The 22,212-nt window shown below is 70.2% G+C and carries 20 protein-coding genes; 9 read left to right on the top strand and 11 right to left on the bottom strand.

What is annotated here, in order from left to right; all coding sequences use genetic code 11:
- Positions 1-4: 4 nt before the first annotated feature.
- From SK224_RS02570 to SK224_RS02540, 7 genes are read right to left on the bottom strand one after another with little or no spacing between them, the layout of a single operon-like run.
- Complete coding sequence (locus tag SK224_RS02570; protein ID WP_320433234.1) at positions 5-1,180, bottom strand: ABC transporter substrate-binding protein; 1,176 nt, start codon at positions 1,178-1,180, stop codon at positions 5-7.
- 52 nt (positions 1,181-1,232) lie between these two features.
- Positions 1,233-2,015 carry an ABC transporter permease gene (locus SK224_RS02565; RefSeq protein WP_320433233.1) on the bottom strand — a complete coding sequence of 261 codons (783 nt, stop codon included), beginning with the start codon at positions 2,013-2,015 and terminating at the stop codon, positions 1,233-1,235.
- The gene (locus SK224_RS02560) at positions 2,012-2,812 is read right to left on the bottom strand and encodes an ABC transporter ATP-binding protein (RefSeq protein ID WP_320433232.1); all 801 of its coding nucleotides are present in this window, start codon (positions 2,810-2,812) and stop codon (positions 2,012-2,014) included. The genes SK224_RS02565 and SK224_RS02560 overlap by 4 nt, the downstream gene beginning before the upstream one ends.
- Positions 2,809-3,699, bottom strand: coding sequence for an ABC transporter permease (locus SK224_RS02555; RefSeq protein WP_320433231.1), 891 nt, complete (start codon positions 3,697-3,699; stop codon positions 2,809-2,811). Before SK224_RS02555 ends, SK224_RS02560 begins: the two co-directional genes overlap by 4 nt.
- Positions 3,699-4,715 carry a TIGR03842 family LLM class F420-dependent oxidoreductase gene (locus SK224_RS02550; RefSeq protein WP_320433230.1) on the bottom strand — a complete coding sequence of 339 codons (1,017 nt, stop codon included), beginning with the start codon at positions 4,713-4,715 and terminating at the stop codon, positions 3,699-3,701. Before SK224_RS02550 ends, SK224_RS02555 begins: the two co-directional genes overlap by 1 nt.
- Positions 4,716-4,771: 56 nt before the next feature.
- On the bottom strand, positions 4,772-6,208 hold the full coding sequence (hydA, locus tag SK224_RS02545) for a dihydropyrimidinase (protein ID WP_320433229.1): 1,437 nt from the start codon (positions 6,206-6,208) through the stop codon (positions 4,772-4,774).
- Between the two features lie 14 nt (positions 6,209-6,222).
- On the bottom strand, positions 6,223-7,071 hold the full coding sequence (locus tag SK224_RS02540) for a nitrilase-related carbon-nitrogen hydrolase (protein WP_320433228.1): 849 nt from the start codon (positions 7,069-7,071) through the stop codon (positions 6,223-6,225).
- A 145-nt stretch (positions 7,072-7,216) separates the two neighbouring features.
- Here SK224_RS02540 and SK224_RS02535 point away from each other — a divergent pair, with 145 nt between their 5' ends.
- From SK224_RS02535 to SK224_RS02515, 5 genes are all read left to right on the top strand, one after another.
- Entirely contained in the window at positions 7,217-8,578 is a 1,362-nt protein-coding gene (locus tag SK224_RS02535; protein WP_320433227.1) for an aminotransferase class I/II-fold pyridoxal phosphate-dependent enzyme, read from the top strand.
- Positions 8,579-8,637: 59 nt separating this feature from the next.
- Positions 8,638-9,804 carry a sensor histidine kinase gene (locus tag SK224_RS02530; protein ID WP_320433226.1) on the top strand — a complete coding sequence of 389 codons (1,167 nt, stop codon included), beginning with the start codon at positions 8,638-8,640 and terminating at the stop codon, positions 9,802-9,804.
- A complete protein-coding gene (locus SK224_RS02525) occupies positions 9,801-10,445 on the top strand; it encodes a response regulator transcription factor (protein ID WP_309734949.1) in 645 nt (214 codons plus the stop codon). The genes SK224_RS02530 and SK224_RS02525 overlap by 4 nt, the downstream gene beginning before the upstream one ends.
- A 112-nt stretch (positions 10,446-10,557) precedes the next feature.
- Entirely contained in the window at positions 10,558-11,325 is a 768-nt protein-coding gene (locus tag SK224_RS02520) for an ABC transporter ATP-binding protein (protein WP_320433225.1), read from the top strand.
- A 65-nt stretch (positions 11,326-11,390) separates the two neighbouring features.
- Entirely contained in the window at positions 11,391-12,776 is a 1,386-nt protein-coding gene (locus SK224_RS02515) for an ABC transporter permease (RefSeq protein WP_320433787.1), read from the top strand.
- A 37-nt stretch (positions 12,777-12,813) separates the two neighbouring features.
- Here the strand turns inward: SK224_RS02515 and SK224_RS02510 are convergent, their stop codons facing one another.
- Positions 12,814-13,311: a hypothetical protein gene (locus SK224_RS02510; RefSeq protein WP_320433224.1), complete on the bottom strand. Its 498-nt coding sequence runs from the start codon at positions 13,309-13,311 to the stop codon at positions 12,814-12,816.
- Positions 13,312-13,386: 75 nt separating this feature from the next.
- Here SK224_RS02510 and SK224_RS02505 point away from each other — a divergent pair, with 75 nt between their 5' ends.
- Positions 13,387-13,995, top strand: coding sequence for a 2-phosphosulfolactate phosphatase (locus tag SK224_RS02505; RefSeq protein WP_320433223.1), 609 nt, complete (start codon positions 13,387-13,389; stop codon positions 13,993-13,995).
- A gap of 4 nt (positions 13,996-13,999) precedes the next feature.
- On the opposite strand, the gene SK224_RS02500 is transcribed toward SK224_RS02505, so the two are convergent.
- The 3 genes from SK224_RS02500 to SK224_RS02490 all read right to left on the bottom strand — a co-directional run bounded on the left by SK224_RS02500 (position 14,000) and on the right by SK224_RS02490 (position 16,127).
- Complete coding sequence (locus tag SK224_RS02500; protein ID WP_320433222.1) at positions 14,000-14,488, bottom strand: SprT-like domain-containing protein; 489 nt, start codon at positions 14,486-14,488, stop codon at positions 14,000-14,002.
- 38 nt (positions 14,489-14,526) lie between these two features.
- Positions 14,527-15,054, bottom strand: coding sequence for a hypothetical protein (locus tag SK224_RS02495; RefSeq protein ID WP_320433221.1), 528 nt, complete (start codon positions 15,052-15,054; stop codon positions 14,527-14,529).
- 206 nt (positions 15,055-15,260) lie between these two features.
- On the bottom strand, positions 15,261-16,127 hold the full coding sequence (locus tag SK224_RS02490; protein ID WP_320433220.1) for a fused MFS/spermidine synthase: 867 nt from the start codon (positions 16,125-16,127) through the stop codon (positions 15,261-15,263).
- A 33-nt stretch (positions 16,128-16,160) separates the two neighbouring features.
- On the opposite strand from SK224_RS02490, the gene pxpA reads away from it, so the two are divergent.
- The 3 genes from pxpA (at position 16,161) to rpoB (ending at position 22,200) form a co-directional block, all read left to right on the top strand.
- Complete coding sequence (gene pxpA / locus SK224_RS02485; protein WP_320433219.1) at positions 16,161-16,916, top strand: 5-oxoprolinase subunit PxpA; 756 nt, start codon at positions 16,161-16,163, stop codon at positions 16,914-16,916.
- On the top strand, positions 16,910-18,448 hold the full coding sequence (locus SK224_RS02480; protein ID WP_320433218.1) for a carboxyltransferase domain-containing protein: 1,539 nt from the start codon (positions 16,910-16,912) through the stop codon (positions 18,446-18,448). The genes pxpA and SK224_RS02480 overlap by 7 nt, the downstream gene beginning before the upstream one ends.
- Positions 18,449-18,696: 248 nt before the next feature.
- Positions 18,697-22,200, top strand: coding sequence for a DNA-directed RNA polymerase subunit beta (gene rpoB / locus SK224_RS02475; RefSeq protein WP_320433217.1), 3,504 nt, complete (start codon positions 18,697-18,699; stop codon positions 22,198-22,200).
- Positions 22,201-22,212 lie beyond the last annotated feature (12 nt).

Raw genomic sequence — 22,212 nt, 5'->3', positions numbered from 1 at the left:
GATCCTACTTACCGCCTTCGGTGAGCGTCACGTCGATGGGCGTGTAGGTCCCCTCGACCGCGACCCCCTCGGCTTCGAGTTCCTGCAACGCCTTCTCGATGTACTCGTTGCTGTACGCCGTGTCGGCGGGCTCCTCGGTGATGAGGTTCAGACCGTCCTGGTTGACCGCCTTCAGGGCGCCGGCGACCGTCTTCTTCCACGCATCCTCGTTCACAACACCGAATGCGTCGTCGGTCCAGATGAGCTTGTTCACCTCGTTCATCTGCCACAGCTGGTGCACCGGTCCGACCGGGAAGGCGGCCTCCGCGTTGATCGCCGCGTTGTAGGTGATGGATGCGGCCTCCTCGGGGTTGTCGCGCGCGAAGATCCATCCCTTCGTGACCGCCTTCAGAAACCGCACGGCGGCGTCCGCGTAGGCGGGGTCGTCGGCGAGGCGTGCCGTGTCGGCCCAGAGGGCGTCTTGGAGCATGGCGCCCTCGGTGTCCTCGTAGGAGATGACGTTGAAGTCTTCCGGCTGGTAGAGCTTGCCCGTCGCGGGGTTCACGACCTCCAGCACCTGCGCCCACTCGTTGTAGGTCATCGCCTGCGCCGCGTCCACGTCGCCGTCCAGCAGCGCGTTCATGCTGAAGTCCTGCGTCGTGATCGAGACGGAGGTGGAATCGAGGTCGTCCGCAGCCATGGCGGCGAAGATCTCCCACTCGTTGCCGAAGCCCCACGAGCCGATCCGCTTGCCCTCGAAGTCGGCGACGGACGTGATGCCGCTGTCTGCCCAGGAGACCTGGAGGGTGCCGGACTTCTGGAACACCTGCGCGATGTCGGTGAGCTCGGCGCCCGTTGCCTCGAGGGTGCCGAGAACCTTGGGCACCCACGCGACGGCGAAGTCGACGTCGCCCGCGACGAGTGCGTCCTGGGGGACGATGTCGCCGCCGGAGGGGACGATCTCGACGTCGTCGAAGCCCTCCTCTTCGAAGTAGCCCTTGTCGAGGGCGACGTAGTAGCCGGCGAACTGGGCCTGGGGCAGCCATTGCAGCTGCAGCTTGATGGAGGTGAGCGGCTCGACCTCGGAGTCTCCGGAGGCGGCCGGCGCATCGGATCCGCCGCCTGCGCAGGCAGCCAGCGCCATCGAGGCGATGCCGACGGCGGATACGGCGACGAGGGCGCGTCGAATGCTGTGTCTCATGCTGTTCCTTTCGGGTTCGGTGGTGCCAGGTGGTGCGATGGAACGCCTCCGGTCAGACCGGGGCCCGCCTCGTCGACAGCCGCTCCAGGAGGCTCGTCACGAGGAAGAAGAGAAGGCCGATGAGGATGCCGCCGAGAACGAACGCCCACGCGAGGGCGGCGCGGCCCGACTTCGCGTAACTGGCGATGGCGGTGCCGATGCCGTCGGCGGGTCCGCCGAAGTACTCGGCCACCAGGGCGGAGATGACCGCGAGGGATGCGGCGATGCGGATCCCGGACATCAGGTAAGGAAGGGCGGTGGGCAGGGTGAGGAACCGGAAGGTCTGCGATCGCGTCGCGGCGGATGCGCGCAGCAGGTCGCGCTGCACCGGACGCGTCTGGCGCAGGCCTCGCAGCACGTTGACGAAGACGGGGACGAAGGCCGCGATGGCGGCGACGGCCTGTCGGCCGAACTGGCTCGAGGCGCCGAACATCGTGTTCAGGATGGGGGTGAGCGCGACGATCGGGATGACGGCCAGGGCGGCGACGAGAGGGGCGAGCATGCCGTCGATCGGCCGGGCCGATGCGGCCAGTGCCGCCAGGAGGATCGCCAGCGCGGTTCCTGCGACGAGGCCCACGAGCGCGTTGGTCGCGGTGATCGCCATGTCGGGGGCGATGATCGAGAAGCGCGCGAAGAACTCCTCGAGGATCGCGAACGGGCTCGGAAGCATGCGCGGCGCGGCGTCGGCCACATCGACGATGAGCACCCACACCACCAGGGCGAGCAGCGCGACGGCGGCCGGCGCGACGATGCGCAGCCACGACGGCAGCCGACGCTCGACTCCGGCCGCGCTCATCGCTCGTTCGCCCTCGTCGCGGGCGTTCCGTGCAGGGCTTCGCGAACCTCGGTGACCTTCTCGAAGTAGGCGGGGGACTCCCGCAACGCCTCATCGCGCTCCCGATCGAACAGTGTCGGGATGATGCTCGTGATGCGGCCGGGGCGCGGACTCATCACGACGACGCGATCCGACAGGAACACCGCCTCCGGGATCGAGTGCGTCACGAAGACGACGGCGGCCCCGGTCTCGGCGGCGATGCGGGTCAGCTCGCTCTGCAGCCTCTCGCGGGTCATCTCGTCCAGCGCCCCGAAAGGCTCGTCCATGAGCAGGAGCTTCGGCCGGGTCGCGAGGGATCGCGCGATCGCGACGCGCTGCTGCATGCCGCCGGAGAGCTGGTCGGGGTAGTGCTGCATGAAATCTGTCAGGCCGACGAGCTCGGCGAGTTCGGCGACGCGCGCCGTGCGTTCCGCCTTCGTGGCCCTCTGGATCTGAAGGGGCAGGGCGATGTTCTCGGCGATCGTGCGCCAGGGGAGCAGGCCCGCCTGTTGGAAGGCCATTCCGTAATCCTGGTCGAGCCGGGCCGTGACGGCGGGCTTGCCGAAGATCTCGAGCGCGCCCGTCGTCGCGCCGTCGAGGTCGGCGATCAGGCGCAGCAGGGTGGACTTGCCGCATCCCGAGGGGCCGATCAGCGAGACGAACTCGCCCGGCGCGACGTCGAGATCGACATCCGTGAGTGCGACGACGTCGCCGCTGCGGGTCGGGAAGACCTTCCCCACGTCTCGGGCGCGGACGGCCGGTGCGGACGCGGTGCTCATGCGATCTCCTCGCCTCTGCGGTAGTTCTTGAGTCCGATTCCCACGAGGGCGACGGATGCGGCGGCGACGAGTCCGAGGGCGATCGTGCCGAAGGTGGGTCCCCAGGGGGCGGCCGGGTCGGACGAGGCCTGGCCCGCGAGCTGGATGAGCATGCGTCCGATCCCGCCACGCATGCCGATCGACACCTCTGCGACCACGGCGCCCACCACGGCGGCGGCCGCGGCGAGGCGCAGCGCGGGCAGCAGATACGGAACCGCTGCGGGCAGCCGCAGTCGCCAGAGCGTCGTGCCGTAGCCCGCCGCATAGGTGCGCAGCAGGTCGATGTGGATGCTGTCGGGCGCCTGCAGACCGCGCAGCATGCCGATCGCGACGGGGAAGAAGGCGAGGTAGGAGGCGATGACCGCGACCGACAGCCACTGGGGCCAGGGGATCCCCTCGCGGGCCAGCTGCCCGCCGAGGGCGTTCACGACCGGTGCGAAGGCGATGAGCGGCACCGTCTGGCTGACGACGATCCAGGGCAGCAGCCCCCACTCCACGAGCCGCCAGCGCTGCATGGCGATCGCGAGGACGCCGCCGACGAGCACGCCGATCACCCATCCGGCCGCGGCGATGCCGAGCGTGACGCCTCCCGCCGACAGCACCGACACCCACAGCGGCGGGGTGTCGCCGCCGCTCGTCGAGGCGAACAGTCGGGCGACCATCTCCCACACGTGCGGCATGGCGCGATCGTGGGTGCGCGGCAGGATCATCACGCCGCTGCCGGTCGAACCGTCGCCTCCGATGGTCACCCCGTCGGCGGGCCCCAGGAACTTGTACAGCTCCCAGAGGGCGATGACGGCCGCGACGCCCACCACGCCCCAGATCGCGGCGGCCGCGCGGCGCGTCATCATCGCTTCGCCGTGATGTGCTCGGTCAGGGCGGGGATGACGCGCTCGCCGTACACGCGCATCGTCTCCTCCTTGTTGTCGTGCTGCAGATAGCCCGCGAACTGGGTGACCCCGATCTCGCGCAGCGCCTCGAGCTTGGCGATGTGCTCCTCGGCGGTGCCCAGCAGGCAGAACCGGTCGACGATCTCGTCCGGAACGAAGTCGACGTGATCGTTGGCCGCCCGGCCGTGGCTGTTGTAGTCGTAGCCGGTGCGTCCCGCGATGTAGTCGGTGAGCGCCTGCGGCACCTCGCCCGACGTGCCGTACTTGGCGACGATGTCGGCGACGTGGTTGCCGACCATGCCGCCGAACCACCGGCACTGGTCGCGCATGTGCTCCCGGTCGTCGCCGATGTACATGGGGGCCGCGACGCAGAACGCGATGCTGTCGGGGTCGCGGCCGGCAGCCGCGGCGGCCTCTTTGACGACCTTGATCATCCAGCCCGCGATGTCGAGGTCGGCCAGCTGCAGGATGAAGCCGTCGCCGACCTCTCCGGTCAGTTTCAGCGCGAGCGGGCCATAGGCGGCGACCCAGACGTCGAGCTCAGACCCGCGGCTCCAGGGGAACTGCAACGTCGCGCCCTTGTATTCGACGGGACGTGAGTTGGCCAGCTCCCGGATGACGTGGATCGACTCGCGCAGCTCCGACATCGAGACCGGCTTGCCGTTCGTGACGCGCACGGCCGAGTCCCCGCGTCCGATGCCGCAGATCGTCCGGTTGCCGTACATCTCGTTGAGCGTCGCGAACACGGATGCGGTCACGGTCCAGTCGCGGGTGGCCGGGTTGGTCACGAAGGGGCCGACCGTGATGCGCTTGGTCGCGTTCAGGATGGCGGAGTGCACGACGTAGGGCTCTTCCCACAGCAGGTGCGAGTCGAACGTCCAGACGTGGCTGAAGCCGTGCGCCTCCGCCAGCTGCGACAGCTGGACGGTGCGGGATGCAGGCGGGTTGGTCTGCAGGACGACGCCGAAGTCCATGGGTCACACCTTCCGGTCGTTGAGCGAGAGTCGCGAGACGGAACGAGAGCGTGTCATCAGATCAGGTACTGGCTCAGGCCGCGCTTGACGAACCGGCCGTCGCCGGCCCGCCCCAGGTACCGGCCAGCGTCGACGACGATCTTGCCGCGCGCGATGACCGTGTCGACGTGACCGTCGATCTCGAATCCCTCCCAGGCGGAGTGGTCCATGTTCATGTGGTGGGTCTTGTCGACGCCGATCGAGGTGTGCCCGTTCGGGTCGTAGATCACGATGTCCGCATCCGCGCCGGGCGCGATGACGCCCTTCTGCCCGTACATGCCGAACATGCGCGCGGGGGTCGTGCTGGTCAGCTCGACCCAGCGTTCGAGCGTGATCTCGCCGGTCACGACTCCCTGGTACATGAGGTCCATGCGGTGCTCGACCGAGCCGATCCCGTTGGGGATCGCGCGGAAGTCGCCGAGACCGAGCTCCTTCTGCCCCTTCATGCAGAACGGGCAGTGGTCGGTGGACACCATCTGCAGGTCGTTCGTGCGCAGGGCCCGCCACATGTGGTCCTGGTGGCCCTCCGCCCGTGCGCGCAGCGGTGTGGAGCAGACCCACTTGGCACCCTCGAACGCCCCCCACTGTTCGCTCGAGGCACCCAGCTGCTCCTCCAGGGAGAGGTACAGGTACTGCGGGCACGTCTCGCCGAAGACGTTCTGGCCCTTGTCCCGCGCCGTGGCGAGCTGCTCGACGGCCTGCTTCGCGCTCACGTGCACGACGTACAGCGGCGCGCCGGTGAGGTTCGCGAGCATGATCGCGCGATGCGTCGCCTCCTCCTCGGCCTGCCAGGCGCGAGCGATCCCGTGGAAGTACGGATCGGTCTTGCCTGCGTCGACCAGCTGCTCGGCGAGCACATCGATCACGGGGCCGTTCTCGGCGTGCATCATCGTGAGCAGACCCGTGTCGGCGGCGACCTGCATGGCGCGCAGGATCTGCGCGTCGTCCGCGTAGAAGACGCCGGGGTACGCCATGAACATCTTGAAGCTCGTGATGCCTTCGTCGATGAGCCCCGGAAGGGCCGCCAGCGCGTCCGCATCCACGCCGCCGACGATCTGGTGGAACCCGTAGTCGATCGCGCAGTTGCCCGCGGCGAGCTCGTGCCAATGGGCGAGTCCGTCCTGCACGCGCTCGCCGGTGCGCTGGACGGCGAAGTCCACGATCGTGGTCGTGCCGCCCCAGGCTGCGGCGCGCGTGCCCGTCTCGAAGGTGTCGGACGCACTCGTGCCGCCGAAGGGCAGCTGCATGTGCGTGTGGGCGTCGATGCCGCCGGGGATGACGTACTTCCCCGTCGCGTCGATGACGGTGTCGACGGATGCGGTCAGGTCGCTGCCCAGCAGCTGGGATCCGGGCGCGAGCACGGCGACGATGCGTTCGCCGTCGACGAGGACGTCGGCCGTCACGCGGCCGGTGGCGGAGACGACGGTGCCGCCGGTGATGAGTGTGGTGGTCATGATCGCTCCGCCTCTCAGGGTGCCGTGATCTCGTCGTAGGTGTCGGGGCGGCGGTCGCGGAAGAACTGCCAGTCGTCGCGCATCTGCTGCACGAGGTCCATATCGAGATCGCGGATGAGCATCTCCTCGTGCTCGCCCGAGCCGAGCTCGCCCACGTAGTTGCCGCGCGGGTCGACGATCTGGCTCTTGCCGTAGAAGGTGACGGCATCGTCGCCGTACTCGTTGTCCTCGCGGCCCACGCGGTTCGGCGCGAGCACGAAGTAGCCGTTCGCGACGGCCGCTGCCGGCTGCTCGACCTCCCAGAGGCGGTTCGAGAGGCCGGGCTTGGTCGCATTGGGGTTGAAGGCGAGGTGCGCACCGTTCAGGCCGAGCTCGCGCCACGCCTCGGGGAAGTGACGGTCGTAGCAGATGATCACGCCCACCTTGCCGACAGCGGTGTCGAAGACCGGGTAGCCGAGGTTTCCGGGACGGAAGTAGAACTTCTCCCAGAACTTCTCGACGTGCGGGATGTGGTTCTTGCGGTAGATGCCCGCGATCGAGCCGTCCGCATCCACCACGACGGCGGTGTTGTAATAGACGCCGGTCTGCTGCTCCTCGTAGATCGGGAGCACCATCACGAGCGAGAGCTCCTTCGCCAGGGCGGTGAACCGCTGCACGATGGGACCGTCCACGGGTTCGGCGTAGCGGTAGTACTTCTTGTCCTGGGTGATCCCGAAGTAGGGGCCGTAGAACAGCTCCTGGAAGCAGATCACCTGGGCGCCGGCGGCTGCCGCATCCCGAGCGAACTGTTCGTGCTTGTCGAGCATGGACGCCTTGTCGCCCGTCCACGTCGTCTGCGTGATCGCTGCGCGTACCGTCGTCATCATCGCCTCCCGGTTGTTCTCGTGGAGGACCCTGGCAGCGACGGGGACCGGAGTGATTCCGGCGGGTCATCCCCGTTCTGTTATCTTTCTGACTGAACATTTCTCTTCGGTTTCAGCCTGTGACGTGATGGTTAATGGTGCGCCCGTGAGTGAATCGGCGAAAGACCCGGTCGGAGCGCGGATCGCCGCGGCGGGTGAGCGCAGTCCCGAGGGAATAGCCCGCGAACTGGGACGCCTGGTGACCGACGGCGTGCTCGCGCCCGGCGATCGTCTGCCCACGGTGCGCGAGGTCGCTGCGGCGCTTTCGGTGAGTCCCGCGACGGTGAGCGCCGCCTGGCAGGCGCTCGCCCGTGCCGGAGTCATCGTGTCGCGGGGGAGGGCGGGGAGCTTCGTGCGCGCGCCCCGTCGGGCATGGCTCACCCCGCGCGTGAAGGGGCTGTCAGGGGCGGCGCCCGCCGGGTGGGATCTGGCATCCGGCATGCCCGACCCCGCCCTCCTGCCGCCCTTGCGCGCAGCCTTCGAGCGCGTCGATCTGCGGGCGGGCGCGGGGCGTTACCACGATGTTCCCGTCCTTCCCGAGCTCGCGGACATGCTGCGGGAGAGCTGGCCCTCGCGGGTGGAGACGCTGACCGTCGTCGACGGCGCGATGGACGGGATCGCGCGGGTGATGGAACAGACTGTGCGCTTCGGCGACCGCGTGGCGATCGAGTCTCCCGGATACCCCTACTTCTTCGACCTCTTGGATGCGCTCGGCGCCGAAGCCGTGCCGGTCGAGGTCGACGACGAAGGGATGGTGCCCGCATCCCTCACCCGCGCCCTCGCGCGGCATCCGTCGGCGGTGCTGCTGCAGCCGCGGGCGCAGAACCCGACCGGGGCCTCGATGACCGCGATGCGGGCGCAGCAGCTCGCGGGTGCGATCCGCGCCGCGCGCGACGGTGATCGGGTGCTCATCGTCGAGGACGACCACTCCGGGCTCATCGCGATGGCGCCCGCGGTGACGCTCGCGCGCTGGCTGCCCGACCAGGTCGTCCAGGTGCGCAGTTTCTCCAAATCCCACGGGCCCGACCTCCGCATCGCCGCCATGGGCGGGCCGGCCCGGATGCTGGACCGCGTGATCGCGCGCCGGATGCTGGGCCCGGGGTGGACATCGCGCCTGCTGCAGAGCGTGCTGCTGGACATGCTCACCCGTCCGGATTCCGTGGCGGCCGTGAAACGCGCCCGCCTCGCCTACCGGGATCGGCAGGAGGCGATGGTGGGGGCGCTTCGGCGAGAGGGCGTCCCGCTCGTGCCTGCGGACGGGATCAATATGTGGGTGCCCGTCCTCGATGAGCGCGCGGCCCTGGTCGAGCTCGCCGCCGCGGGGATCGTGGTCGCCGCGGGTGCGCCGTTCGTCGCGGGGGAGGCGCACGCGCCGCACGTGCGCGTGACGGCGGGACTCATCGCATCCGGTGACGCCGAGGGGGCTGCGTCCGCCCTCGCCGCAGCAGCGCGAGCAACCGGTCGCTGAGCACCGGATACATCGCTGGACGGATGCGGGTGCCGCCGGCGTCCGCGTAGCGTGTCAGAGTGTTCCGCCAGCTCTCGCCCGTGCAATGGCTCGTCGACGCCGTCCTCGCGTTCGGGTTCTTCGGCGTCACGGGCTTCCTGTTCTACACGCCCTCCTCGGGCGACCAGGTGTGGGGCGTGCTGGTGTCGCTCGGCATGGCGGTGGCGCTGGGGCTGCGCCGGTTCTCGCCGTTCCTGGCGTTGGCCGTCGCGTGGGTGAGCGCGCTGTCACAGATGGCGCTGGGGCTGCAGCCCATGCTCAGCAACGTCGCGATCTTCGTCGTGCTCTACGCGACCGCCGCATACGGGACGCGGCTGTTGTTCTGGCTCGGCTTCTCCTCCGCGGTCGCGGGCTCTGCGGCCATCGCGATCTACCTCGTCTTCGTCAACTCCTACGTCGTCTCGTCCGGACTCGACTGGCGGAGCCTTCCGATCGCCGTGTTCGTCATGCTCGCGGCGCTGTTCGCCCTCGGGCTGTCGTGGACCGCGGGTGCGCTGGTGCGCACCGCGGCGCGTGCCAGAGAGACCCGGCAGGCGAGGGACGCGGCGCGCGCGCAGGTGGCGATCGAGTCCGAGCGGATGCGGATCGCCCGTGACATGCACGACATCGTGGCGCACTCCCTCGCGGTGGTGATCGCGCAGGCCGACGGCGCCCGCTACGCGGCGGCGGCCGATCCCGCCGCCGCCACGACCGCGCTCGGGACGATCTCGTCCACCGCTCGTTCCGCGCTGACGGATGTACGCCTGCTGCTCACCCAGCTGCGCCATCAGCAGGGGGCCGGGCCGCAGCCGACACTGGCGGATCTCGACGGCTTGTTCGCCCAGGTCCATGCGGCGGGCGTTGATCTGCGGGTGCAGATCGCGCCGGTGCCGCCGCAGGATGTGCCGGCGGCCGTGCAGCTCGCCGTGTTCCGCATCCTGCAGGAAGCGCTCACCAACGCCCTGCGGCACGGCGAGGGCCCCGTGGAGGTCTGGCTCGCGTGGCAGAGTGATCATGTGCGAGCAACCGTGCGCAATGCGCTGCGTTCCCCGGCCCGCGAGCAGCAGCGGATGCTCGAGGACGCCGGCGGGCACGGCGTCGTCGGGATGCGCGAGCGCGCGCAGCTGGTCGGCGGAACCTTGTTCGCCGGTGCCACCGACGGCGGCTTCGTCGTCGACGCGCATCTGCCGATCGGGGTCGCGGCGTGAGCGCACCGGTACGCGTCGTCCTCGTCGACGACCAGGCGCTCTTCCGCGCCGGCATCCGCATGCTGGTGGACTCGCAGCCCGACCTGAGCGTCGTGGGCGAGGCGGGCGACGGCGTCGAGGCCATCGAGGTGGTGCGCCGAGAGCGCCCCGATGTCGTGCTGATGGACATCCGGATGCCGCGTCTCGACGGTCTTGCGGCCACGGCGGAACTGCTGCGCGACGCCGACGCGCCCCGCATCGTGATGCTGACGACCTTCGATCTGGATGAGGCGGCGGCTCGCGCCATCCGAGAGGGGGCCAGCGGGTTCCTGCTGAAGGACGCGGATCCCGAGTTCCTGCTCGCCGCCATCCGCACGGTGCACGCGGGCTCCGCTGTCATCGCCGCGAGTGCTACGCGCGACCTGTTCGCACAGTTCTCGCCCCCGGCCGTCGCAGTGCCGCCGGCCTGGCAGGCGCTGACCGACCGCGAACGGGAGATCTTCGCGCTCGCGGCCCGCGGGCTCTCCAACGCCGAGATCGCGGAGCGGGAGTTCCTGTCCGAGGCGACCGTGAAGACGCACATCAGCCGCATCCTCGCCAAGCTCGCGCTGCGCGATCGCGTGCAGCTCGTCGTCTTCGCCTTCGAGCACGGCCTCGTCTGACCCTTCCCGCCCCGCCCGCTGAGACCGCCCTCGGCGAATCATCCGCCAGAAGGATGCGGATACGCCGGGCGGGCGACGCGGCCGATCCCGCCCGATCCATAGCGTCGGAGACATGCACATCTCCTCCAGCGAACTCGGCCTCGCCGCGCGCGTCTCGCGGCTCACGAAGACCTACGGCAGCGGCGCCGGCACCGTCCGCGCCCTCGACGACGTCGCGGTCGGCATCCGTCGCGGTGAGTTCACCGCCATCATGGGAGCCTCCGGCTCCGGTAAGTCGACGCTCATGCACATCATGGCCGGCCTCGACGCCCCGACGAGCGGATCCGTGTGGATCGGCGACACCGACATCACCGGCCTCGGCGACCGCGAGCTGACCGTCCTGCGGCGCCGCCGAGTCGGCTTCGTGTTCCAGTCCTTCAACCTCGTGCCGACGCTGGACGTCATGGGCAACATCACGCTCCCCTTCGACCTGGACGACCGTCGCCCGTCGGCGATGGAGCGAGCGCGGATCGACATGCTCGTCGAGACGCTCGGGCTGCGTTCGCGTCTCACCCATCGTCCCCACGAGCTCAGCGGCGGGCAGCAGCAGCGGGTGGCGATCGCCCGCGCGCTCGCCACGGCGCCCGATCTGCTCTTCGCAGACGAGCCGACCGGCAACCTCGATTCCCGAACCGGTCGCGAGGTGCTGGCGCTGCTCCGGGCGGCGAGTCGCGAGCACGGGCAGTCGATCGCGATGGTCACCCACGATCCGATCGCCGCGAGCCACGCGGACCGCGTGATCTATCTGGGCGACGGCCGCGTCGTCGCCGACCACCGAGGGCAGAGCGCCGAGCAGATCGCCGCGTTCATGCTCGCCGCGGAGCAGGGAGCCGTCGCGTGAGCGCGGTCGTGCTGCCCGCATCCGGTAGGGGCGCAGCGCCCCTCGCCTGGCTGCGCGAACGCGGGATGGGGGCGAGCATCCTCGTCTCCGCCATCTCCACGGCGTTCGGCGTCATCCTCATCTCCGCCACCGGATACATCGCCGCGCTCCTGCGGGCGGACCCGTACATCGGCGACAGCGGCACGCTCGCGTTCGTCCTCAGCTTCCTCACCGTCCTGCTGGTGGGCGTCGCGGTCTACGTGGCGGGCATCGTCACGGCCAACACCTTCGCCACGGTCGTCGCCGGCCGGACGCGGCGGATCGCCCTGCTGCGCCTCATCGGCGCATCGGCGCGTTCGCAGCGTACGGAGCTCGCGCGACAGGGCCTGATCGTCGGCGCGATCGGGGCGGTCGCCGGTCTCGTCGGCGGAACGCTGGTCGCGATCATCGGGGTCGGAGCGGCCGATTGGATGCTGGGGCTCGACATCTCCTTCACGCCCGTCGAGCCGATGCTGGTCGTCCCCGCGGTGATCGTCGCGCTCACCACGTGGGCCGCCGCATGGGCGGGTTCGCGGCGGGTGCTCACGGTGACGCCCCTCGAGGCGCTCGGCGGCTCCGTGGAAGCGCCCTACGCCCGCGCCGCCCGCCGCACCGGACGCAACGCCACGGCGCTGGTCCTGCTGGTGCTGGGAGCCCTCCTGATCGGTGGGGGGATCGCGTACGGCCTCATCAATCCGACGGGCGTGATCATCGCCTTCTTCGGCGGCGTGCTCTCCTTCACGGGGCTCGCGCTGGGCGCGACCGTCGTGATGCCGCCGGTTCTGCGCCTGGTCGGCGCGATCTTCGGCCGTTCGGCCATGTCACGGCTGGCGGCCCAGAACGCGATTCGATACCCCGAGCGGTCGAGTCGGATGGCGATCGGTGTCGTCATGGGCGTCACGCTCATCACGATGTTCGCCGTCGCGATCGCCTCGACGAAGGCGGTGCTCACCGCCGAAGGCGGAGGATCCATGCCGGACGAACTGTCGCGTGTGCTTGACACGTTCTCCGCCGTGATGATGGGACTCGTGGCCGTGTCGGCTGTCATCGCGGGTGTGGGTCTGGTCAACCTGCTGACACTGGGCGTCGTGCAGCGGCGCCGCGAGCTGGGACTGCTGCGCACCCTCGGTGTCTCGAACGCGCAGCTGCGAGCGATGGTGCTGCGCGAGGCCGCTCACATCACGATCGCGGCCACCGCGACCGGGTTGCTGCTCGGCATCGTCTACGGCTGGGCCGGAGCGCAGTCGCTGCTCGGCTCCATTCCGATCGATCCCACCCGCCCGTCAGACCCGACCTTTGTGCTCCCGGCGATCCCGCCGATCCCCGTGCTCGCGATCATCGCGGCGACGACCGTGCTCACCCTCGTCGCGGCCGTCGTGCCGACCCGGCTCGCCACGCGCGTCGCCCCCATCGAGGCGCTCGCCGAGGCGTGAGTCGTAGGCGGGTCCGTGCCGCACGGTGCGGACCCGCTCAGGCGGAGGCGGCGGCTTCCGGATCGTGGGCCCACGACGGCGCGAGCGTGCGGATGCGGGAGGCCCGCCACTGCCACGTCGTCCACAGCACCGGCCAGAACAGCGGGGCGGTCCGGCCCTCGATCACGAGCCGTTCGCGCCAGAGCGTACGGCCGTACCCCGCGGGGCTCACCGCCATCTGGTGGTCCCACACATCCAGCGATGCGAGGGGACCGGTCAGCGGTGCCCCGGAGTCGCGGAAGATCCGCACCGGGCCGCGGAGCTCGTCGACCGCGCGATCGCTGACCGAGATGAGCTGCGTGCCGAGCGGCAGGAGTCCGCCGGCGAAGAGCCCCACGGCGACGTCCTGACCGCTCTCCCAGCTGGTGGGAAGCGGGCTGAGCGGCTGCATGTCGATGAGGGGACCGTAGAGCTCGGCGACGGCGCGCGGCGAGTGCAGCGCGCGCCAGGCCGCATCCGGATCGCAGTCGATGACGAACTTCAGCAGGATGCGCATGGCCCCAGTCTGCCCCGCGCGTCTCGTGACGTCACGCGGCTCGGCGCCGGGGCGGGCTCGTCCTAGTCTGGACGGATGCCCGAGATCGCCGACCAGTCGCGCTACCAGATCCGCTTCGAGTGGGGGTCGTCGGGGGTGCACCGGCTCGCCGCATCCGACGTGGTCGTGATCGTGGATGTGCTGTCCGCGTCCACCGAGGTCGTGGATGCGGTCGCCGCCGGTGACACGGTCCCGCTCGCCGCGACGGGGCTCGCCGAGCTCGCGGGCGCCGCCCACGATGCCGGCGCCGTGGTCCTGCTCGGCGCGTTGCGCAATGCGGCCGCGGTTGCCGCGGCGGTGCTCGCGGAACAGCAGCGTCGTGGCGCGCGCACCTCCGTGGCCGTGATCGCGGCGGGAGATGCGGATGCGGCCGGCTGGCGCGTCGCCGTCGAGGACCAGCTCGGCGCGGGTGCTGTGATCGACGCGCTCGGTGCGCTCGGGCTCGATCACACCTCGCCCGAGGCGGCCGCTGCGTGCGAGTCGTTCCGCGGCCTGCAGAGCGCCGTGCGGCACCTGCTCACGGCGAGCGCGAGCGGGCAGGCTCTCCTGGATGCGGGGGCGCGCGAGGCGGTGCTGTCTGCGGCGACGCTCGATGCCGCGTCCGCGGTGCCGGTTCTGCGCGACGGCCTCTTCGTCGCGGCGTAAGGGTTCAGCGCGGCGTGGACGCCGCCATCCTGGCCGCACGCGTGATCTCGCGCCGGGTCCAGATGAACGCGAAGCGCGGGTCGTAGCGCGGTGCGCAGCTCGCGCAGGAGGTCTGGCGGGTCGCCTTGCGGTGTCGGTAGACGACGTGCCCGTTGGGGCATACGCCCACCCACGGGGCGAGATCCGTGGCCGTCTCGCCCTGGTGGGTCGCGCCGCCGACATACCCGAGGTCGCGGGCGATGCGCTTCCATGCCGGGCCGTGTCCGGCGGCGGAGCCCGCCAGCGCGTGCGCGACCTCGTGCAGGAGCGTCTGGTGGTTGGTGTCGTCGTCGTAGCGGGCGCTCAGATAGCGCGACAGGCTGATGCGGCGCTTCGTGTAGTCGCAGAGACCGGCGCGACGTTTTGCGTTGTCGAAACCGAAGCTCCAGCCGTCATCGAGGTGCAGGGCGATCAGGGCCTCCGCCCAGACGCGCACGCGCTGCAGATCCGACATGGGACGAGCGTAGATCGAGCCGCGGACAGCGGGGCGGCTCAGCTGGCGACGCTCGCCGCGATGCGGCGGCGATCGACCGTGTCGATGGCGAGCAGCGTCATCTCCAGCTGCTCTTCCGGCGCCCCGGCCTGCTGGCGCAGGAACAGCGTGCGCTTGAAGTCGGCGCGGGCCGCATCCAGGTCCTCGCCGTCCAGGTGCACCTTGCCGCGGTGCTGGTAGGCGAAGGCGGCGATGCCGGCCCACCCCTGGCCCTCGGCCTCCTCGGCGCAGGTCGTGAGCTCGTGGGCCGCGGCGCCGAGCTGGCCGCGCTCCTGCTGCACCGTGGCGTGCAGGATGCGGGCGCGCAGCAGATCCTTGCGGGTGCCGGCCATGCGCGCGGTGCGCACCGTCTGTTCGGCCACGAGGAGCGCCTCGTCGAGCTGGCCGGTGACCTTCAACAGCCAGACGCGCTCCATCAGCGCGGCGAGGCTGCGCTGCGAGCCGATCTCTTCGAGCCGCTCCAGGCACTCCCGCTCGTCGACGATCTCACGCAGCGTCTCCGGGTGGTGCCCCCTGATATAGCTCACGTTGCTCCCTTCGTGCCGGCGCCGCATCCAGTGTCGCCGACCTCCGCCGCCGGGCGCTTCAGGCACGCCGCACCCGCGGCTCCACCGTCCCCGCGAGACGGCATTTCCCTCGCGACATCACGGGTAAAGACAGTGATCTCGTGCTCGAAATGCCGTCTCGCGGTCAGAGAAGAGGCTGAAGGGAGAGCGGGCGCGCCCCAGCCGGCTCAGGGCTCGAAGAGGGAGGCGGCGGGCTTGGGAGAGGGGGTGGCGGTCGCATCCGTCGCGGGGACCGCGCCGCGTACGAACTCGTCGAGCTCGGCACCGGTCGCGACCTTCGCCGGATGCGGCCCCGCCGCCATGAGGCGCGGCAGCCACGCCGTCGGCAGGGGAGCGGCGGATGCGGCGATCACGAGGTTGCCGAAGCGTCGTCCCTTGAGCGTCTGCACCTCCGCGAGCAGCGCGATCTCCGGCAGCACCTCCCGCACGGTCGCGACCTGACGCCGGGCGAAGGCGAGGCCCGCACCGTCGGCGACGTTCACGAGCAGCACCCCGTCCGGGGCGAGCAGACGGGCGGCATCCCGATAGAACTCCACGGTGGTCAGGTGGGCGGGCGTCTGGGCGCCGGCGTACACATCGGACACGAGGAGGTCGACATTGCCCTCCAACGACGCGGGCAGTCGTGCGAGCCCCGCCCTGGCGTCTCCGATGCGCACCCGGATCTGCGCCCCGCGCGGCAGGGGGAGGTTCGTGCGCACGAGGTCGACGAGGGCCTGTTCGAGCTCGATGACCTGCTGACGGGACCCCGGGCGCGTGTGCGCGACGTAGCGGGGGATGGTGAGTGCGCCTCCGCCGAGGTGCACGGCGGTGAGCGGCTGACCGGGCAGGCGCAGCTGGTCGATGACGGCCGCCATACGCCCGATGTACTCGAAGTGCAGGTGGGTCGGATCGTCGAGGTCGACGTGCGACTGCGGCGTGCCGGCCACATCCAGCTCGAATCCGCTCGTGAACGACGACGGCGCGATGCGGGCGATCGAGCCGTCCGACAGTCGCGCCTGGGGATGCGAGACGTGCTCGTAACGCGCTCGGGCCATGACTCCACAGTACGGCGGCACTACCGTGTGCACATGCCCTCGATCGATCTGAACGCGGACCTCGGCGAGACCGTCGAGGGCGAGCCGACGGCGGACGACGCGGCGATGTTCGCGCTGATCTCCAGCGCCAGCGTCGCGTGCGGCGGGCACGCCGGCGACCCCGACGCGATGCGCGCTGCGGTGGCGCTGGCCGCGGCGGGCGGTGTCGCCGTCGGAGCGCACCCCTCGTACCCCGACCGCGCCGGATTCGGGCGACAGGCGATGCGGATCGCGCCGACCCGGCTGCAACGCGAACTCGCCGCGCAGCTGAACACGCTGCGTTGCGCGGGCGCCGACATCCGCTACGTGAAGCCGCACGGAGCGCTGTACCACGCGGCGGGAAGTGATCCGCAGACGGCGGCGGCGGTCGTCGCCGAGGTCAGCGCTCTCGCCGCCGAACTCGGCCGCACCGTTCCCGTGCTGGGCGCCGGCGATCGCCTGCGCGAAGCGGCGGCGGATGCGGGCGTCCCGTTCTTCGGCGAGGCATTCCTCGACCGCGGATATCTGCCGGACGGGTCGCTGGTGCCCAGGGGCACGCCGGGGGCGCTGCTGCGCGATCCGGAACAGGTCGCCGCGCGGGCGGTGCGTCTGGCGACGTCAGGGGAGGTCGTCGCGGCCGACGGCTCCGTCGTGCGCACCGCGGCGGCCTCGCTCTGCCTGCACGGCGATACGCCCGAGGCGGTGGAGATGGCGGGAGCCGTCCGCGCGGCGCTGACGGCGGCCGGGGTCGAGGTCCGGGCTCCGTGGTGACCGGTCGCCGGCGCATCCTTCCCTTCGGGTCGGGCGGCCTGCTCATCGAGCTCGAGGAGCTGGATGCGGTGCTGGGCCTGCATGCGGGTCTCGCCGCATCCGTTCCGGAGGGGGTCGAGGAAATCGTCCCCGCGGCGCGCACGGTGCTCGTGCGCTTCGATCCCCGCCGTGTCCCGGCGCAGGCGGTGCGGGCGTGGATCGCGGCGACGGATGCGGCCGCATCCCGCACGGACCCCGATGCGCCGGAGGTGACGCTTCCCACCGTCTACGACGGTCCGGACCTCGCCGAGGCGGGGCGTTGGAGCGGGCTGCCGCCCGCGGAGCTCGTCGAGCGACACGTGCGCACGCCCTGGCGCGTCGCGTTCACGGGGTTCGCCCCCGGATTCGCCTACCTCGTGGGGGAGGGGTGGGATCTCGACATCCCTCGTCTGGATGCCCCGCGCACGCGCGTGCCCGCCGGCGCCGTCGCGCTCGCCGCGGGATTCACGGGGACCTATCCGCGGGCGACGCCGGGCGGATGGCGCATCATCGGTACCACGACCGCGCCGCTCTTCGCCCCGGATGCGGTCGTCCCGGCGCTGTTGACCGCCGGGACGCGCGTGCGCTTCCGGCCCGAGCGGATGCGCGTCGAGCTCCCCTCCCCGACGACGACGACGACGGCGGCGAGCGCGCCGGCATTGCGCATCGACGGCCCCGGACCGCTGGCGACGATCCAGGACCTCGGACGGCCCGGCGCCGGTGCAACGGGCATCGCCGTGTCCGGGGCGGCCGACCGCCGGGCGGCGGCCCTCGCCAATCGGCTCGTCGGTTCTGCGCAGACGGCCGCGGTCATCGAGATCCTGCTGGGGCCGTTCCGGGCGACGGCGCTGGCCGATCGGTGGATCGCGCTGACGGGCGGCCTGGGGGCGTTCCGCATCGACGGCAGGGCCGCCGACCCGCACCGCGCCGTGTTCTGGCCCGCGGGCTCGGTGCTCGAGATCGGCCCCCTCGTCACCGGCCTGCGCGCCTACCTGGCGGTGCGCGGCGGGATCGATGCGCCCCGCAGCGCGGGCTCCCGAGCCACGGACACCCTCGCGGGCCTCGGTCCCGCCCCGCTCGCGGCGGGCGACGAGATCCCCACGGGGGCGGAGATCGCGGGCGAGGTGCCGCCGATCGACGCCGTCGCGTGGACCGCGCCCGCTCCCGGCGACGTGACCCTGGACGTGGTGCCGGGACCGCGCGCCGACTGGTTCGCGGCCGACGCCGGACGGATGCTCTCCGCCGGCCCGTGGCACGTGTCTTCGGCCGCTGACCGCATCGGCGTGCGCCTCGAGGGGCCCGCCTTGACCCGCATCCGCGCGGGAGAGCTGGCGAGCGAGGCCATGCTCCCCGGTGCGCTGCAGGTGCCGCCGGACGGGCGGCCGGTCGTGCTCGGAGTGGACGGCCCGGTCACCGGCGGTTACCCGGTCATCGCCGTCGCCACGGCCGAGTCTCTGGGTCGGCTCGCGCAGGCGAGGCCCGGTACCCGGGTGCGGATCAGGCCCGTCGGATGAGGGCCGCCGGGGCCGACGCGCGGTTATACCGCAGGTCGCGAAACTCGTCAAGAATTCGACTGGACACGGCGCGTCATCTGACATATAGTTGGTCTTTGCGCTCCCTCCTCCCATGCCCTCATATGGTGGTCGGCCTGCGTGCGTGCCCCCGCAGATAGCGGCGTGCGGTGCGAACGCGTCGGGAAGATCGAGCACTCCATCTGACATCAGAATCACGAGCCCCCGCCCGGGCCCATGGAGGTTATCCCTTGGCTGCCGCGCCCCACGCAAGCACCCCCACCACCAAGACCCCCAAGAACGGACGCGGCGCTTCGCGTCTGTCCTTCGCGAAGATCACCGACACGCTGACGGTCCCCGACCTTCTCGCGCTGCAGACGGAGTCCTTCGACTGGCTCGTCGGCAACGACGCCTGGAAGGCACGTGTCGCCGAGGCTCAGGCCGCCGGTCGCACCGACGTGCCGGCTACGAGCGGTCTCGAGGAGATCTTCGAGGAGATCTCCCCGATCGAAGACCTCAGCGAGACGATGCAGCTGAGCTTCACGAACCCTTACCTCGAGCCCGAGAAGTACTCCATCGAGGAGTGCAAGGAGCGCGGCAAGACGTACGCGGCCCCGCTCTACGTCGAGGCCGAGTTCATGAACCACCAGACCGGTGAGATCAAGACGCAGACGGTCTTCATGGGCGACTTCCCGCTCCAGACCGACAAGGGCACGTTCATCATCAACGGCACCGAGCGCGTCGTCGTGTCGCAGCTCGTGCGTTCGCCCGGTGTGTACTTCGACCGCGTCGCCGACAAGACGAGCGACAAGGACATCGTTTCGGCTCGCGTCATCCCCAGCCGCGGCGCCTGGCTCGAGTTCGAGATCGACAAGCGCGACCAGGTGGGCGTGCGCATCGACCGCAAGCGCAAGCAGTCCGTCACCGTCTTCCTGAAGGCGCTCGGTCTGTCCAGCGAAGACATCATGAACGAGTTCGCGGGCTTCAGCTCGATCGAGGAGACCCTCGAGAAGGACACGATCCTCACCAAGGAAGACGCGCTGCGCGACATCTACCGCAAGCTCCGTCCGGGCGAGCAGGTCGCTGCCGAGGCTGCGCGTGCGCTGCTGGACAACTTCTACTTCTCGTCCAAGCGCTACGACCTCGCCAAGGTGGGTCGCTACAAGATCAACCAGAAGCTCGGTCTCGACACCCCGCTGACCGATTCGGTCCTCACGGTCGACGACATCGTCGCGACCATCAAGTACCTCGTCCGCCTGCACCGCGGCGACACGACCTTCGAGGGCGTGCGCGGCGGCAAGACGGCCGAGATCCGCATCGACGTCGACGACATCGACAACTTCGGCAACCGCCGCATCCGCGCGGTCGGCGAGCTCATCCAGAACCAGGTCCGCACGGGTCTGTCGCGCATGGAGCGCGTTGTCCGCGAGCGCATGACCACGCAGGACATCGAGGCGATCACGCCGCAGACCCTGATCAACGTGCGTCCCGTCGTGGCAGCGATCAAGGAGTTCTTCGGAACCTCGCAGCTGTCGCAGTTCATGGACCAGAACAACCCGCTCGCGGGTCTGACCCACAAGCGTCGCCTGTCGGCGCTGGGCCCCGGCGGTCTGTCGCGTGAGCGTGCCGGCGTCGAGGTCCGTGACGTCCACCCCTCGCACTACGGCCGCATGTGCCCGATCGAGACGCCGGAAGGCCCGAACATCGGTCTGATCGGTTCGCTCGCCTCGTTCGCGCGCATCAACGCGTTCGGCTTCATCGAGACCCCGTACCGCCGCGTCGTGAACGGTCGTGTCACCACCGACATCGACTACCTCACCGCCAGCGAGGAGAACGACTTCATCGTCGCCCAGGCCGGTGCCGAGCTCGATGCCGAGGGCTCCTTCACGCAGGACCGCGTGCTGGCCCGCCGCGGTCAGGGTGGCGAGGTCGACCTGTTCCCGGTCGATGAGATCGGCTACATGGACGTCTCCCCGCGCCAGATGGTGTCGGTCGCGACCTCGCTGATCCCCTTCCTCGAGCACGACGACGCGAACCGCGCCCTCATGGGTGCGAACATGCAGCGTCAGGCCGTGCCCCTGGTCCGCAGCGAGTCGCCCGTGGTCGGAACCGGTATGGAGGGCTACGCGGCCGTCGACGCCGGTGACGTCGTCACCGCCAAGCGTTCCGGTGTCGTGGCCGAGGTCTCCGCCGACGTCGTCACCATCCAGACGGATGAGGGCGGCACCGACGACTACTTCCTGCGTAAGTTCGATCGCTCCAACCAGGGCACGTCGTACAACCAGCGCGTCGTGGTCTCCGCCGGTGAGCGCATCGAGGCCGGCGAGGTCATCGCCGACGGTCCCGCGACCGAGAACGGCGAGCTCGCCCTCGGCAAGAACCTGCTCGTCGGGTTCATGACGTGGGAGGGTCACAACTTCGAGGACGCGATCATCCTCAGCCAGGAGCTCGTGAAGGACGACACCCTCTCTTCGATTCACATCGAGGAATACGAGGTCGACGCCCGCGACACGAAGCTCGGCAAGGAGGAGATCACGCGCGACCTGCCGAACGTGAGCCCCGACCTGCTGAAGGACCTCGACGAGCGCGGCATCATCCGCATCGGTGCCGAGGTCCGCCCCGGCGACATCCTCGTCGGCAAGGTCACGCCCAAGGGTGAGACCGAGCTCTCCGCGGAGGAGCGCCTGCTGCGCGCGATCTTCAACGAGAAGAGCCGCGAGGTCCGTGACACCTCTCTGAAGGTTCCCCACGGTGAGCAGGGCACGATCATCGCCGTCAAGGAGTTCAACGCCGAGGACGGCGACGACGAGCTCGGCTCCGGCGTCAACCGCCGGGTCGTGGTCTACATCGCCCAGAAGCGCAAGATCACCGAGGGCGACAAGCTCGCCGGCCGCCACGGCAACAAGGGTGTCATCGCGAAGATCCTCCCCGTCGAGGACATGCCCTTCCTCGCCGACGGCACGCCGCTCGACGTCATCCTCAACCCGCTCGGCATCCCCGGTCGAATGAACTTCGGTCAGGTCCTCGAGCTCCACCTCGGCTGGATCGCCCAGCAGGGCTGGAAGGTCGAGGGCAACCCGGAGTGGGCCGCGAACCTGCCGAAGGAGGCCTTCGAGGCCCCCGCCGGAACCAAGGTCGCCACCCCGGTGTTCGACGGTGCGTTCGAGTCGGAGATCGCGGGTCTGCTCGACTCGACGATCCCCACCCGTGACGGCGTGCGACTGATCGACTCCAGCGGTAAGACCACGCTGTTCGACGGCCGCAGCGGAGAGCCCTTCCCGGCCCCCATCTCCGTCGGCTACATGTACATCCTGAAGCTGCACCACCTCGTGGACGACAAGATCCACGCGCGCTCCACCGGTCCGTACTCGATGATCACGCAGCAGCCGCTGGGTGGTAAGGCGCAGTTCGGCGGCCAGCGCTTCGGTGAGATGGAGGTGTGGGCCCTCGAGGCCTACGGCGCCGCCTACGCGCTGCAGGAGCTCCTCACGATCAAGTCCGACGACATCCTCGGCCGCGTCAAGGTCTACGAGGCGATCGTCAAGGGCGAGAACATCCAGGAGCCCGGTATCCCCGAGTCCTTCAAGGTGCTCATGAAGGAGATGCAGTCGCTCTGCCTGAACGTCGAGGTCCTCTCGGCCGACGGTACGGCTGTCAACCTGCGCGACACCGATGACGACGCCTTCCGCGCTGCGGAGGAGCTCGGCATCAACATCTCCAGCCGGTTCGAGTCCTCGTCCATCGACGAGATCTGACCCCGGCTCACT

This window comes from Microbacterium sp. BG28, from assembly GCF_034044005.1.
GTDB lineage: Bacteria > Actinomycetota > Actinomycetes > Actinomycetales > Microbacteriaceae > Microbacterium.
Note: the sequence above shows the minus strand (reverse complement) of the source record. Positions and strands in the feature narration are given on the sequence as shown.